Raw genomic sequence first — 12,566 nt, 5'->3', positions numbered from 1 at the left:
TCGATCTCACCGGCGCGGGGCGCCCCGCACAGTCGCGTGGTGGTGAGACCTTCCGGTAACGCCAGCACTACCGCGCGCGGCCCGGCCCGCCGGTACGGTCGCTGCATGCGGCCCCGATCTGTCATGGAGGCGCTGCGGCTGCCGCCGGCGCGGTTCCTGACCTCGCGGTGGCCGTGGCGGTCGCTGGCGTACCTCACGACCGGCGCCCTGGTGGGCATGGTGGCCGGCGGCGTGCTGCTCGGGCTGCTGCTGGCCGGCGCGGCGCTGAGCCTGGTGGTGATCGGCCTGGCCGGCTTCCTCGCCGCGGCGCTGTCCGGCATCGTGGTGGCCCGCATCGAGCGGCGCCGGCTGCGCATCGTCGAGGACATCCGCCTCACCGACCCGCACCGCACGCCCGAGCGGCGCGGCCTGCGCGCCTGGGTGACGACCCGGCTGTCGGAGCCGGCGACGTGGCGCGAGCTCGGGTACACGATGCTGATGACCACCGCCCTGTGCTGGCTCGACGGCCTCGTGGTCGCCCTGTGGGGCTGGGCCGTGACGGCGTTGGTCTGCGGTCCGCTGTACATCCACGACACCCCGCTGTCGCTGACCCTGACCGGCTCCGTGTTCGGCGTGGCGCTCGGGATCGTGCTGCTGTACCCGATGAGCGCCTGGGCGGCCGCCCGCGCGGCGATCACCCAGGCCGTGCTCGGCCCGCGGATGGAGTCCGACGCCCGGCTGACCGAGGTCGCCCGGTCGCGCGCCCGCCTCGTCGACGCCTTCGAGGTCGAACGGCGGCGCATCGAGCGCGACCTGCACGACGGCGCGCAGCAGCGGCTCCTCGCGCTCAGCATGCAGCTCGGCCTGGCCCGCCTGGAGCTGCCGCCGGACTCGCCGGGCGCCGAGCCGGTGGCGCGGGCGCACGAGCTGGCCAAGGAGGCGCTGGCGGAGCTGCGGGAGCTGATTCGCGGGGTACACCCGAAAATCCTGGCGGACCGTGGACTGCATGCCGCCCTGCGCGAGGTCGCCGACCGCGCCCCGCTGCCGGTCGACGTCGACGCCGCCCTGCCGCAGCGCCTGCCCGGCGGGGTGGAGGCGTGCGCGTACTTCGTGGTCGTCGAGGCCCTCGCCAACGTCGCCAAGCACAGCGACGCGACCCGGGCGCGCGTGGTCGCCTCGGCGTCGGCCGGCCGGCTCACGGTGCAGGTGCGCGACGACGGCCGCGGCGGCGCCGACCCCGCGCGCGGCACCGGCCTGTCCGGCCTCGCCGACCGGGTCGCGGCCGCGGGCGGGACCGTGGCGCTGGCGAGCCCGGTGGGAGGCCCTACGGTGGTACACGTGGAGCTGCCTTGCGGGTCGTGATCGCCGAGGACGGCGTGCTCATCCGGGAGGGCATCGCCGGCCTGCTGCGGCGCTTCGGGCACGAGGTCGTCGCGGCCGTCGGCGACGCGCCGGCGCTCGTCGCCGCGGTGCGCGAGCAACGCCCCGACCTGGTGGTGACCGACGTGCGCATGCCGCCGGGCTTCAGCGACGAGGGCCTGCAGGCCGCGATCGCGCTGCGCGCCGAGGACCCCGCCCTGCCGGTGCTGGTGCTCAGCCAGTACATCGAGCAGACGTACGCCGCCGAGCTGCTCGAGTCCGGCCGCCGCGCCGGCGTCGGCTACCTGCTCAAGGACCGCATCGGCGACGTGGCCGAGTTCGCCGACGCGGTGTCCCGGGTCGCCGCCGGCCACACCGTCGTCGACCCGGACGTGGTCGCCCAGCTGCTCGGCCGCCGCCGCGACCCCCTGACCCGCCTCACCCCGCGCGAGCGCGAGGTGCTCGCGCTCATGGCCGAGGGCCGCTCGAACGCCGCGATCGCCCGCGCCCTGGTGGTGAGCGAGGCCGCGGTGGCGAAGCACATCAACGGCCTGCTGGCGAAGCTCGACCTCCCACCGGACGACGACGTACACCGCCGCGTCCGCGCCGTCCTCGCGTACCTGCGCGGTGCGTGACTGAATGTCGCTCCGAGTAATCGATGAGGGCCGCGATTTTTGGTGGATGGTAGCGTTTAGGTGCAGGAACGAGGGGGCGCCGCCGCAACCGCGCACCCGTGTCATCGCCTCACTCGCCGGGCGTCGGCGGACTCGGCATTAGGGTGGCGGACATGAGGTTTTCGGCATGCGGTCGCTCGCGCGAGCTTCCGGCGCGTGGGCTCGCAGCGCGTTGGTCTTTGGGTGACAGCGTGCACGGCCGCGCCGGCGTGGGCTCGAGCGCCGTGTGGTCGCGCGCGTGACCGAAGACGCCGCGGGTGACAAGTCCACCAGCGAGAAGCCCTGGCCCGTGCGCGTGGTCAGCCAGAAGATCAGCCAGTGGATCGGCCGCCTCGGCTGGATCTGGATCGACGGGCAGGTCACGCAGGTCGTCCGGCGGCCGGGCACCAACACGGTGTTCATCACGCTGCGCGACCCGTCCGCCGACCTGAGCCTGAGCGTGACGACCAACCGCGACGTGGTCGACCTCGGCGCCCCGACGCTGGCCGAGGGCGCCCGGATCGTGGTGCACGCCCGCCCGGAGTTCTACGCCGCCCGCGGCTCGCTCAGCCTGCGCGCCGACGAGATCCGCCAGGTCGGGCTCGGCGAGCTGCTCGCCCGGCTGGAGCAGGTGAAGCGGCTGCTGCAGGCCGAGGGGCTCTTCGCCCGCGAGCGCAAGCGCCGGCTGCCGTTCCTGCCGCGCCGGGTCGGGCTCGTCACCGGGCGGGCCAGCGCCGCCGAGCGCGACGTGCTGACCAACGCGCGGCGGCGGTGGCCGGCGATCGACTTCCGGGTCATCAACGTGGCGGTGCAGGGGCCCTCCGCCGTGCCGCAGATCATCGACGCGCTCAACATCCTCGACCGCGACGAGTCGATCGACGTGATCGTGCTCGCGCGCGGGGGCGGGTCGGTCGAGGACCTGCTGCCGTTCTCCGACGAGGCGCTGTGCCGGGCCGTGTTCGCGTGCCGGACGCCGGTCGTGTCCGCGATCGGGCACGAGCCGGACGCGCCGCTGGTGGACTTCGTCGCCGACGTGCGCGCCTCGACGCCCACCGACGCCGCCAAGCGCATCGTGCCCGACCTCGGCGACGAGGTGCGGCTCATCGGGCAGGCCAAGCAGCGGCTCGACCGCTCGCTGCGCGGCCTGCTCGACCGCGAGCAGCACCGCCTCGACGCGCTGCGCTCGCGGCCCTCGATCGCGCGGCCGTTGACGATGGTCGACGTGCGCGAGGCGGACGTGGCCGCCGTGCGCGAGCGCGCCAGGCGCAACCTGCTGCACCGGCTCGACCGGGCCGGCACCGCGCTCGAGCACACGCTCGCGCGGCTGCGCACGCTGTCGCCCAAGGCCACGCTGCAGCGCGGGTACGCGATCGTGCAGCGCGCGGACGGGGCGGTGGTGCGCGCGCCCGAGGACGTCGCCGCCGGGGAACGGCTGCGCATCAGGCTCGCCGACGGCACGCTCGCCGCGACCGTCTCGCCGGACTCGACGGAGGGATGAGGATTGCGCGCGCCCGAGGAAGTCGCCGCCAAGGAACGGCCGGCCGACGGCACGCTCGCCGCGACCGGGCGTGCGCCCGAGGACGTCGCCGCCGGGGAACGGCCGCGCACCAGGCCGGCCGACAGCACGATCGCCGCGACCGTCGCGACGGAAGGATGAGGATGTCGAAGCGACTGCAGGAGTACATGCTGGCCAGCGCCTGCAGCGGCCGCGAGGTCGTGCGGGCCGGGCCGTTCACGGTGACGATCAGCGGGCACGACGCGAACGTCTACCTCAACTACGCGATCCCCGACGAGGGCGCCGAGCCGTCGCCGGCCGACGTTGCGGAACTCGTCGAGGCGTTCACGAGCCGAGGTCGGACGCCGCGGCTGGAGTACCTGCCGGGCCTCGCCCCCGCCGTCGAACCCGCGCTGCTCGCCGCCGGGTTCACCGTCGCCGAGCGGCTGCCGCTCATGCAGTGCTCGCCGGGTGCCGACGCCGACTGCCCGGTGCCGGACGGGTTCGAGCTCGTCGTGCCCGAGTCCAACGAGGACGTCGCGGCGATGCTCGGCGCGCAGCACGAGGCGTTCGGCGAACCGCCGCCGTCGCCGGAGCACGTGGCGAACACGCGCGCCAAGGCCAAGGGCGGGCAGCTGCAGCTGCTCGCGCGCGAGATCGCGACGGGAGAGCCGGCCGGCGGCGGCGTGGCGATCGCGGTGCGCGACGGCATCTCCGAGGTCGCCGGGATCGCGGTGCGGCCGCGGTACGAGCGGCGCGGCCTCGGCGCCGCCCTCACCCTGCACCTGACGCGCGCGGCGTTCGCGGCCGGGGCGACGCTGGTCTACCTGACGCCGGCCGGCGAGGCGCAGGAGCGGGTCTACGCGCGCGTCGGCTACCGTCGCACCGACTCCGTGCTGTTCCTGTCGTACAACTCCGAGGGGGAAGCGACCGCGTGAGCGATCCGAAGAGCGAGACCGCGCCCGCCCTGACGTACGAGCAGGCGCGGGCCGAACTGGCAACCGTCGTCGAGCGGCTCGAGTCGGGCGGCTCGACGCTCGAGGAGTCCCTGGCCCTGTGGGAGCGCGGCGAGGAGCTGGCCGCGATCTGTCAGCGCTGGCTGGACGCCGCCCGCGCCCGGCTCACACCGCCGGAGTCATGACCGGGCCGCGGTCGTTTATACCGTCAGGCCGATGTAGCGGGCCTGCGCGCGCATCTGGTGCTCGAAGAACTCGTCGCGGTGGTTGATGGTGTTGCGCAGCTGACCGAAGATCTCGAAGCTCACCTGGCCGAACAGGGTCACCCACGACGACAGGCCCCGGGCCATCGTGGTGACCGGGACGTCGGGGGCGAGGGCGGCGAGGATGCGCTCCACGTCCTGGGCCGCATCCGGCGGGGGCGGCGGGTCGTCGTTCGGGCGCAGCGCGCCGGCGAGGGCCGCGTCCTGGAGGATGCCGCCGAGCACCCGGACCGCGCGGGTGGCCGCGATCACCGTGTCCTCCGGGGCCTGGTACCCGGGGACGGGGCTTCCGTAGATGAGCGCGTACTCGTGCGGTCGCTGCAAGGCCCAGCCGCGCACCGACCCGGCTACGGCCAGCCATCGGTCGGTGTAGGCATTTCGCGGTACCGCTGACTCGGCCTCTTCGGCGGAGCCGCCCAGCGCGTTGTAAGCGTCCAGGATCAGGGCGGTCAGCAGCTCGTCGCGGCTCGCGAAGTACCGGTAGATCGCCGAGCTCACCACGCCCAGGTCGCGGGCCACGGCGCGCAGCGAGAGGTTCGCGCCGTCGGTGGCCAGGTGGCGGCGGGCGATCTCCTTGATCTCGTCGGTCATCTCCGCCCGGACGCGCGCCCTGATCGAGTTCGCTCTCATCGACCCATCATGACACACGCTCCAATTCGAGAGCACTGCTCTTGCATTTGCGAGCGCCGTAGTCCTATGCTCTGAAGCGAGAGCACTGCTCACAAAGTTGAGCGGGCGACACAAGGAGGCTCTGTCATGCAGGTCGTCGTCGGGTCGGGTTCGGTCGGTACGGCCATCGCGCTCCAGCTCGCGAGCGCCGGCGAGGAGGTGCGCGTGGTCACGCGCAGCGGCAGCGGCCCGGAGCACCCGCAGATCAGCCGGGTGAAGGCGGACGCCGGGGACGCGGCCGCGCTCGCCCGCATCGCCAAGGGCGCCACGGTGATCTACAACTGCGCCAATCCGCTGTACTACGAGTGGCCGACCGCCTGGCCGCCGCTCGCGAACGCCATGCTGCGGGCCGCCGAGGCCAGCGACGCGGTGCTGGCGATCACCGGGAACCTGTACGCGTACGGCCCCGTCGACCGCCCGATGACCGAGGACATGCCGCTGGCCGCCACCACGGTGAAGGGCCGCGTGCGGGCGAAGATGTGGCAGGACGCGCTCGCCTCGGGGGTGCGCGCGATCGAGGTGCGCTCGTCGGACTGGATCAGCCCGAAGTACTCCCTGATCGACCAGGCCATGCCTGCCATGCGGCGCAACAGGACCGCCTGGATGCCGGCGCCGCTCGACGTGCCGCACACCTACACGTACACGGCCGACGCCGCCCGCACGCTGGTCGAGCTGGCGGGGCAGGAGCGCGCCTGGGGCCACGCCTGGCACACGCCGTCGCCGGCGCCGATGACCGCGCGGCAGTTGCTCGGGCGGGTCGCGGAGCTGGCCGGGCTGCCGGCGCCGCGGCTGCGGACGTACCCGAAGGCGGCGGTCCGGATGGCCGGGCTCTACGACAAGTTCGCCAAGGAGTTCCTGGAGGTCCGGTACCAGCACGCGCGGCCGTTCATCATGGACTCCTCGCGGGCGACGGCCGAGTTCGGGCTGACGGCGACGCCGCTGGACGACGCGATCCGCGCGACCCTGCGCCAGATGTGAGCTTCGAAAGCGACATATACCCCGTCAGGCGAAAAATCCGAAATGTCGCGGCGCGAAGCGCCCGACATTTCGGCACGAGGCCGGGGAAGCACGAGGCCGGGGAAGCACGAGGCCGGGGAAGCACGAGGCCGGGGAAGCACGAGGCCGGGGAAGCACGAGGCCGGGGAAGCACGAGGCCGGGGAAGCACGAGGCCGGGGAAGCACGAGGGCCCGAAGGACCCCGGGAAGGCAGGAGCCCTGAGGCGTCCGGAAACGCCTCAGGGCCGTGCCGGCCGCGTCAGGAGAAGTCGACGAGGGAGTACGCGCGCAGCTTCTCCAGCCGGTGGAACGAGTCGATCCAGCGGATCGTGCCCGACCGCGACCGCATCACGATCGACTGGGTGTAGGCGCCGCCCGAGCGGTAGCGCACGCCCTTCAGCAGGTCGCCGCTCGTCACCCCCGTCGCGCAGAAGAACATGTTGTCGCCGCTCACCAGGTCGTCGGTGTGCAGGACCCGCCCGAGGTCGTGGCCCGCGGCCAGGGCCTTTTCGCGCTCGGCGTCGTCGCGCGGCCACAGCTTGGCCTGGATCGCGCCGCCCATGCACTTCAGCGCCACGGCGGCGACGATGCCCTCGGGGGTGCCGCCGATGCCCATCAGCACGTCCGTCTCGCTGACGTCGCGGGCGGCGCTGATCGCGCCGGCGATGTCGCCGTCGGAGATGAAGCGGATGCGCGCGCCGGTCTGGCGGACCGTGTGGACGAGCTCCTGGTGGCGCGGGCGGTCCAGGATGCAGACGGTGAGCTCGGAGACGCTGGAGCGCTTGACCTTCGCGATGCGGCGCAGGTTCTCCTCGACGCCGGCGTCGATGTCGATCACGTCGGCACAGTCGGGGCCGACGGCGAGCTTCTCCATGTAGAACACCGCGGACGGGTCGAACATCGCGCCCCGCTCGGCGACGGCGAGCACCGCGAGGGCGTTGGGCATGCCCTTACTCATCAGGGTGGTGCCGTCGACCGGGTCGACCGCGACGTCGACCTCGGGGCCGGTGCCGTCGCCAACGCTCTCGCCGTTGTAGAGCATCGGCGCGTTGTCCTTCTCACCCTCGCCGATCACCACCGTGCCGCGCATGGGCAGCGAGTTGATCAGCAGGCGCATGGCGTCGACGGCCGCGCCGTCGCCGCCGTTCTTGTCGCCCCGGCCCACCCAGCGGCCGGCGGCCATCGCCGCCGCCTCGGTGACCCGGACGAGGTCGAGGGCCAGGTTCCGGTCCATCTCACGACTCATTCGTGCACTCCTCGCGCGTCGTTGCGTGGGTGTGGTGCGTCTCAAGTAATCCTGACAGGGACCCGGCCGCCATGGCCTGTCAAGATGGACACGTGGTGACTGCGACACAGCCGACCCGGGAGCCGAAGGCGCGCCGTCCGCGGGACATGGCGCTGTCGATGCTCGTCCTGATCATTCCGGTGTTCCTGATCGTCGGGTTCTACCGCTACCTCGGTCACGAGACGCCGCCGCAGATCGACACCACCGAGGTGTACGGGTCGGTCCAGCGCGCGGGGCAGTTCCAGCCGCTGCGGCCGGAGAGCCTGCCGGACGGTTGGCGGATCGTCTCGGCGACCTTCACCGACGGCGTGCTGCGCCTCGGGGTGACGGCGCCCGACGACGGGGCGCTGCAGATCGTCGAGAGCGCCAAGCCGCGGGCCGAGCTCGTGCCGGCGATCGTGGGACCGGGCGCCAAGGCCGGCGACGAGATCACCATCAAGAACATCACCTGGCAGCGGTACACCCAGGGCCGCCCGGGCGAGACGGCGCTCGTGCAGACGACGGACCCGCGCACCGTGATCATCGTCGGCCAGGCGAAGGACGCGCAGTTCAGGCAGCTGGCGGAAGGCCTTACGGCGTAGGCTCGCCGCTCAACCGTTGTCCGAGGAGTGCCCGGGGAACAGGTGTGCCGCCGGGTCGATGATCACGGCGGCGTTGTTGACGGCGGTGGCCGCCTCCCCGAAGCCGACCGCGATGAGGCGGACCTTTCCGCTGTACTCGCTGATGTCCCCGGCCGCGAAGACCCGCGGCAGGTTGGTGGCGGTCGTCGAGTCGACGCGGATGTGGCGCTTGTCGAGCTCGAGACCCCAGTCGGCGAGCGGGCCGAGGTCGGCGGTGAAGCCGAGCGCGGCCACGACCGTGTCGGCCGGCACAGTGCGGGGCTCCGCGCCGCTGACCGCCACCTCGACTCCCGACACACGGCCCTCGCCGTGCAGGCGGGTCACCTCGGCGTTGACCACGATCTCGACCGGCAGGGCCTGGACGCGGGCCACGGTGTGCGCGTGCGCGCGGAACTTGTCGCGCCGGTGCACCAGGGTCACCGACTTGGCGATCGGCTCGAGGGCCAGCGCCCAGTCGAAGGCGGAGTCGCCGCCGCCGACGATGACCACGTCGTGCCCGGCCAGGTCGGCCAGGTGGGGTACGAAGAAGACGAGCCCCTCGCCGGCGAACCCGTTGGCGGCGGGCAGCGGGCGGGCGGTGAAGCTGCCCAGGCCGCCCGTGATGAGCACCGCGCCGCAGCGCACCTGCTGGCCGTCGGACAGCGTGAGCACCGGGCGCTCGTCCACATAGGACAGCCCCTCGGCGCGCACCCCGAGGATGTACTCCGGGTTGAACTGGGCGGCCTGCTCCACCAGGTTGGCGACGAGGTCGCGGCCGCGGATGCCGGGGAAGCCCGCAACGTCGAAGATCATCTTTTCCGGGTACATCGCCGTGACCTGCCCACCGGGCTCCGGCAGCGCGTCGATGATCGTGGTGGACAGGCCCCGGAACCCCGCGTAGTAGGCGGCGAACAGACCCGCCGGTCCCGCGCCGACAATGGCGAGGTCAACTTCCCGCATGCGCCGAACGCTACGTCAGGTCCGGCCCGAGGGCCAGAGGTTCGGTGCGCTCGACGGGCTTGGGGCGACGGCGGCGGAACAGGATCGCCGCGACGAGCCCGCCGATGAACCCGAACAGGTGCCCCTGCCACGACACGTCCGGGTCGTTGGGCAGCACGCCGATGATCTGCCAGCCGTAGAGGAGCCCGATCAGCAGGCCGACGGCGATGTGCCACAGGCTGCGCCCGACCACGCCGCGCATGAGGATGACGCCGAGGTACCCGAAGATGACCCCGCTGGCGCCGACCGTGAGCCCGTCGCCGAGGAACCACACCCCGACGCCCGACACGACCGCGATGAAGATCGTGGTGAGCCAGAAGCGGGCGCCCCCGTCGGCCAGCACGAACGTGCCGAGCAGGATCAGCGGGATGCTGTTGGCCAGGACGTGCTCGAAGCTCGCGTGCAGGAACGGCGCGAAGACGATGCCGTCGAGCCCCTCGATGCGGTGCGGCTCGATGCCGCCGTCGCGGGCCAGGCGGTGCCCGGAGAGCTTGTCGAAGAACTCGATGAGGAACAGCACGGGCACGAACGCGCACATGGCGACGAAAGCCCGCCCGATGGAGGCGTAGAAGGCGTCGGTGCCGAAGCGTGTCGGGTCGGACTGCCGGTCAGAATCGTTCGCCACAACATTGTGGTAACAGGTCCACGCCAGCGCCGCCACACGAGTCCCGTGGCGGCGCCGGCACGATCTACATCTTTAGTACCAACCGGTCGACTGACTGTGGGACCAGGCACCGCAGGGCGTCTTGTACCTGCCCTTGATGTAGTTCAGGCCCCAGCGGATCTGCGTCTCCGGGTTGGTCTTCCAGTCCGCGCCGACCGAGGCCATCTTGCTGCCGGGCAGGGCCTGCGGGATGCCGTAGGCGCCGCTGCTCTTGTTCGACGCGGTGGTCGTCCAGTGGCTCTCGCGGTCCCAGAGCTTCTCCAGGCACGGCATCTGGTCGAGGCCGAAGCCGTAGCCGACGAGCACCGCGCAGCCGACCTTCTTGTTGCCCGAGTACACGTTGCAGGAGCTCGGCGCGGGGTACTTCGGCGCCGAGTTCGTCGGCGGCGCGGTCGTGGTGCGCTGGTTGGCCCGGCTCGCCTCCTCGGCCTTGCGACGCGCCTCGTCGTCGGCGGCCTTGGCCTCTGCCGAAGCGTCGGACGCGGCGTCCTTGGCCTTCGCCAATGCGTCGGCCTCGTCGAGCGTGTACGGCGACCGCGACACGGAGGGGGTCGCCGAAGAAGAAGAGAAGGCGCCGACGGCCTTGGGCTCGCTCGCGGACGCATCGTGCTGGGTCATTCGGTTGGCGATCACGAGCCCGCCCGCCAGCCCCGCGAGGATCACGAGGGCGAACACGGCTCGAAGAGTGCCGACCCGCTGCCACAGCCGGATCACGGAGTCATCCATTCGTCGGGGACAGGGACACGGTGGGTCGGGCCCGGCCGGAGCGTTCCGCCCGGGCCCTTACGCACCGTGAGCGCCTGATGCCGACTAGCGTGGCGTCATGCGCTCGAGACCCACCATCGCCTAGCGCATTCGATGATGAGAACCCAAACGGTAGAGCTTGTGATTCTAATCACGCCACAATTCGGATACATTCGCGCAACTTGGACGCTCATCAGCGCTCGAACGGCAGGTCCTCCAGCAGATCCGTCACGACCTCCGCGATCGGAGAACGCTCCGAACGGGTGAGGGTGACGTGTGCGAAGAGGGGATGGCCCTTGAGGGCCTCGATCACCGCGGCGATACCGTCGTGACGACCCACCCGGAGGTTGTCACGCTGCGCAACATCGTGGGTGAGCACCACCCGCGAGTTGCTGCCGATGCGCGACAGCACGGTCAGCAGGACGCCCCGCTCGAGCGACTGCGCCTCGTCCACGATCACGAAGGCGTCGTGCAGGCTGCGCCCGCGGATGTGGGTCAGCGGCAGGACCTCGAGCATGCCCCGGGCCGCGACCTCCTCCATCACGTTGTCGTGCACGAGCGCCCCGAGCGTGTCGAAGACGGCCTGCGCCCACGGCGACATCTTCTCGGACTCGCTGCCCGGCAGGTAGCCCAGCTCCTGCCCGCCGACCGCGTACAGGGGCCGGAAGACGATGACCTTCTTGTGCTTGCGCCGCTCCATCACCGCTTCGAGCCCGGCGCACAGCGCGAGCGCCGACTTGCCGGTGCCGGCCCGCCCGCCGAGCGACACGATGCCGACCGAGTCGTCCATCAGCAGGTCGAGGGCGACGCGCTGCTCCGCCGAGCGCCCGCGCACGCCGAACGCCTCCCGGTCCCCGCGCACCAGCCGCACCGACTTGTCCACGCCGACCCGGCCGAGCGCCGACCCGTTGGGCGAGGAGAGCACCAGCCCGGTGTGCACCGGCAGGTCCCCGGCCCCGTCCAGGTCGAGGGCCTCCCCCGCGTACAGCCGCTTGACCTCGGCCTCGCTGATCCCGAGCTCGACCATGCCGGTCCAGCTGTGATCGGCGGTCGGCCCCGGCTGGTACTCGTCGGCCGCGAGCCCGACGGACCCGGCCTTCACGCGCAGCGGCATGTCCTTCGTGACGAGCAGGACGTCCTTGCCTTCGGCCTGCAGCGCGAGCGCAACCGCCAGGATTCGCGCATCGTCGGTGTCGGCCCGGAACCCGGCCGGCAGCACGTGCTGATCGGCGTGGTTGAGCTCGACCCACAGCGTCCCTCCGGCGTCGGTCAGCGGCAGCGGCTTGTCCAGCCGCCCGTGCTTGGCCCGAAGCTCGTCGAGGAAGCGCAGCGAGCGCCGCGCGAAGTACCCCAGCTCGGGGTGGTGCCGCTTGCCCTCCAACTCGGAGATGACGACCAGCGGCAGGACCACGTCGTGCTCGCCGAAGCGCAGGAACGCGCCCGGATCGGAGAGCAGCACGGACGTGTCGAGCACAAAGGTGCGTCGCACGGGAACGGGGGCCTCCTCGGCCTTCTTACGAGTGCGGCGCACGGCCTTCACGGGCGCTGGCGCCGGCTCCGAGGAGTTCGTAGAGGAGCTTGCTGAGGGACTACGGCGAACGGTCACGGGATCTCCGGGGGCGGGCACCTCGCCGCCCGCACTCGCGTCCTCCGACGCCCGCACGGGGTCGGGTGCTTGGCCCCGTGGCTTCACATGCGTTCGCTCGGTCCGGGCCTCGGATGCCGGGGAAAACCCCCGTCACGCCAATGACGCTATCCGGTGGCAGCAAAATCCACTAGATCGCGGGCTGTACATCTGGCTCGCTCCGCTCGCCCGGTGGAGCTGCTCTGTTCTCGTTCGGTGGCGTGTGTCAGGAGCCGTCGACGTCCGGGAGCAGCGCAACGCCGACCGTTCCGCGCTCGAAT

General features: G+C 72.1%; 14 protein-coding genes. 8 read left to right on the top strand and 6 right to left on the bottom strand.

What is annotated here, in order from left to right; genetic code table 11:
• The first annotated feature begins 105 nt into the window (after positions 1 to 105).
• The 6 genes from ABD901_RS11940 to ABD901_RS11915 all read left to right on the top strand — a co-directional run bounded on the left by ABD901_RS11940 (position 106) and on the right by ABD901_RS11915 (position 4,627).
• Complete coding sequence (locus ABD901_RS11940) at positions 106 to 1,341, top strand: sensor histidine kinase (RefSeq protein WP_345124439.1); 1,236 nt, start codon at positions 106 to 108, stop codon at positions 1,339 to 1,341.
• Complete coding sequence (locus ABD901_RS11935) at positions 1,329 to 1,973, top strand: response regulator (protein ID WP_345124438.1); 645 nt, start codon at positions 1,329 to 1,331, stop codon at positions 1,971 to 1,973. Before ABD901_RS11940 ends, ABD901_RS11935 begins: the two co-directional genes overlap by 13 nt.
• Positions 1,974 to 2,250: 277 nt before the next feature.
• Positions 2,251 to 3,489 (top strand): exodeoxyribonuclease VII large subunit, encoded by a 1,239-nt coding sequence (xseA, locus tag ABD901_RS11930; protein WP_345124436.1) that lies wholly within the window; start codon positions 2,251 to 2,253, stop codon positions 3,487 to 3,489.
• A 3-nt stretch (positions 3,490 to 3,492) separates the two neighbouring features.
• Positions 3,493 to 3,648 carry a hypothetical protein gene (locus tag ABD901_RS11925; protein ID WP_345124434.1) on the top strand — a complete coding sequence of 52 codons (156 nt, stop codon included), beginning with the start codon at positions 3,493 to 3,495 and terminating at the stop codon, positions 3,646 to 3,648.
• Between the two features lie 2 nt (positions 3,649 to 3,650).
• A complete protein-coding gene (locus ABD901_RS11920; protein WP_345124432.1) occupies positions 3,651 to 4,424 on the top strand; it encodes a GNAT family N-acetyltransferase in 774 nt (257 codons plus the stop codon).
• A complete protein-coding gene (locus ABD901_RS11915) occupies positions 4,421 to 4,627 on the top strand; it encodes an exodeoxyribonuclease VII small subunit (protein ID WP_345124430.1) in 207 nt (68 codons plus the stop codon). Before ABD901_RS11920 ends, ABD901_RS11915 begins: the two co-directional genes overlap by 4 nt.
• A gap of 15 nt (positions 4,628 to 4,642) precedes the next feature.
• On the opposite strand, the gene ABD901_RS11910 is transcribed toward ABD901_RS11915, so the two are convergent.
• Positions 4,643 to 5,335, bottom strand: a complete 693-nt coding sequence (locus ABD901_RS11910; protein WP_345124427.1) for a TetR/AcrR family transcriptional regulator — start codon at positions 5,333 to 5,335, stop codon at positions 4,643 to 4,645.
• Between the two features lie 126 nt (positions 5,336 to 5,461).
• On the opposite strand from ABD901_RS11910, the gene ABD901_RS11905 reads away from it, so the two are divergent.
• Entirely contained in the window at positions 5,462 to 6,352 is an 891-nt protein-coding gene (locus tag ABD901_RS11905) for an NAD-dependent epimerase/dehydratase family protein (RefSeq protein WP_345124426.1), read from the top strand.
• Positions 6,353 to 6,629: 277 nt separating this feature from the next.
• Here the strand turns inward: ABD901_RS11905 and glpX are convergent, their stop codons facing one another.
• Positions 6,630 to 7,616 carry a class II fructose-bisphosphatase gene (glpX, locus tag ABD901_RS11900; protein WP_345124425.1) on the bottom strand — a complete coding sequence of 329 codons (987 nt, stop codon included), beginning with the start codon at positions 7,614 to 7,616 and terminating at the stop codon, positions 6,630 to 6,632.
• Between the two features lie 92 nt (positions 7,617 to 7,708).
• Between glpX and ABD901_RS11895 the strand changes: the two genes are divergently transcribed.
• On the top strand, positions 7,709 to 8,236 hold the full coding sequence (locus tag ABD901_RS11895; protein ID WP_345124423.1) for a DUF4245 domain-containing protein: 528 nt from the start codon (positions 7,709 to 7,711) through the stop codon (positions 8,234 to 8,236).
• A gap of 9 nt (positions 8,237 to 8,245) precedes the next feature.
• On the opposite strand, the gene ABD901_RS11890 is transcribed toward ABD901_RS11895, so the two are convergent.
• The 4 genes from ABD901_RS11890 to phoH2 all read right to left on the bottom strand — a co-directional run bounded on the left by ABD901_RS11890 (position 8,246) and on the right by phoH2 (position 12,267).
• On the bottom strand, positions 8,246 to 9,214 hold the full coding sequence (locus ABD901_RS11890) for an NAD(P)/FAD-dependent oxidoreductase (RefSeq protein ID WP_345124421.1): 969 nt from the start codon (positions 9,212 to 9,214) through the stop codon (positions 8,246 to 8,248).
• A gap of 10 nt (positions 9,215 to 9,224) precedes the next feature.
• A complete protein-coding gene (locus ABD901_RS11885; protein WP_345124419.1) occupies positions 9,225 to 9,878 on the bottom strand; it encodes a rhomboid family intramembrane serine protease in 654 nt (217 codons plus the stop codon).
• 72 nt (positions 9,879 to 9,950) lie between these two features.
• A complete protein-coding gene (locus ABD901_RS11880; RefSeq protein ID WP_345124416.1) occupies positions 9,951 to 10,643 on the bottom strand; it encodes an aggregation-promoting factor C-terminal-like domain-containing protein in 693 nt (230 codons plus the stop codon).
• Between the two features lie 211 nt (positions 10,644 to 10,854).
• On the bottom strand, positions 10,855 to 12,267 hold the full coding sequence (gene phoH2 / locus ABD901_RS11875) for an RNA 5'-3' helicase PhoH2 (protein ID WP_345124413.1): 1,413 nt from the start codon (positions 12,265 to 12,267) through the stop codon (positions 10,855 to 10,857).
• Between the last annotated feature and the right edge of the window lie 299 nt (positions 12,268 to 12,566).

This window comes from Dactylosporangium darangshiense (genome assembly GCF_039537565.1).
In the GTDB taxonomy this organism is placed as follows: Bacteria; Actinomycetota; Actinomycetes; order Mycobacteriales; family Micromonosporaceae; genus Dactylosporangium; species Dactylosporangium darangshiense.
The sequence above is the reverse complement of the archived record's forward strand: the minus strand, read 5'-3'. Positions and strand labels throughout refer to the sequence as shown.

Excerpts from the sequence above, each read along its gene's own strand:
- ABD901_RS11940 (WP_345124439.1), top strand. The coding sequence starts at position 106 with ATGCGGCCCCGATCTGTCATGGAGGCGCTGCGGCTGCCGCCGGCGCGG.
- ABD901_RS11920 (WP_345124432.1), top strand. The coding sequence starts at position 3,651 with ATGTCGAAGCGACTGCAGGAGTACATGCTGGCCAGCGCCTGCAGCGGC.
- ABD901_RS11910 (WP_345124427.1), bottom strand. The coding sequence starts at position 5,335 with ATGAGAGCGAACTCGATCAGGGCGCGCGTCCGGGCGGAGATGACCGAC.
- ABD901_RS11905 (WP_345124426.1), top strand. The coding sequence starts at position 5,462 with ATGCAGGTCGTCGTCGGGTCGGGTTCGGTCGGTACGGCCATCGCGCTC.
- glpX (WP_345124425.1), bottom strand. The coding sequence starts at position 7,616 with ATGAGTCGTGAGATGGACCGGAACCTGGCCCTCGACCTCGTCCGGGTC.
- ABD901_RS11890 (WP_345124421.1), bottom strand. The coding sequence starts at position 9,214 with ATGCGGGAAGTTGACCTCGCCATTGTCGGCGCGGGACCGGCGGGTCTG.
- ABD901_RS11880 (WP_345124416.1), bottom strand. The coding sequence starts at position 10,643 with ATGGATGACTCCGTGATCCGGCTGTGGCAGCGGGTCGGCACTCTTCGA.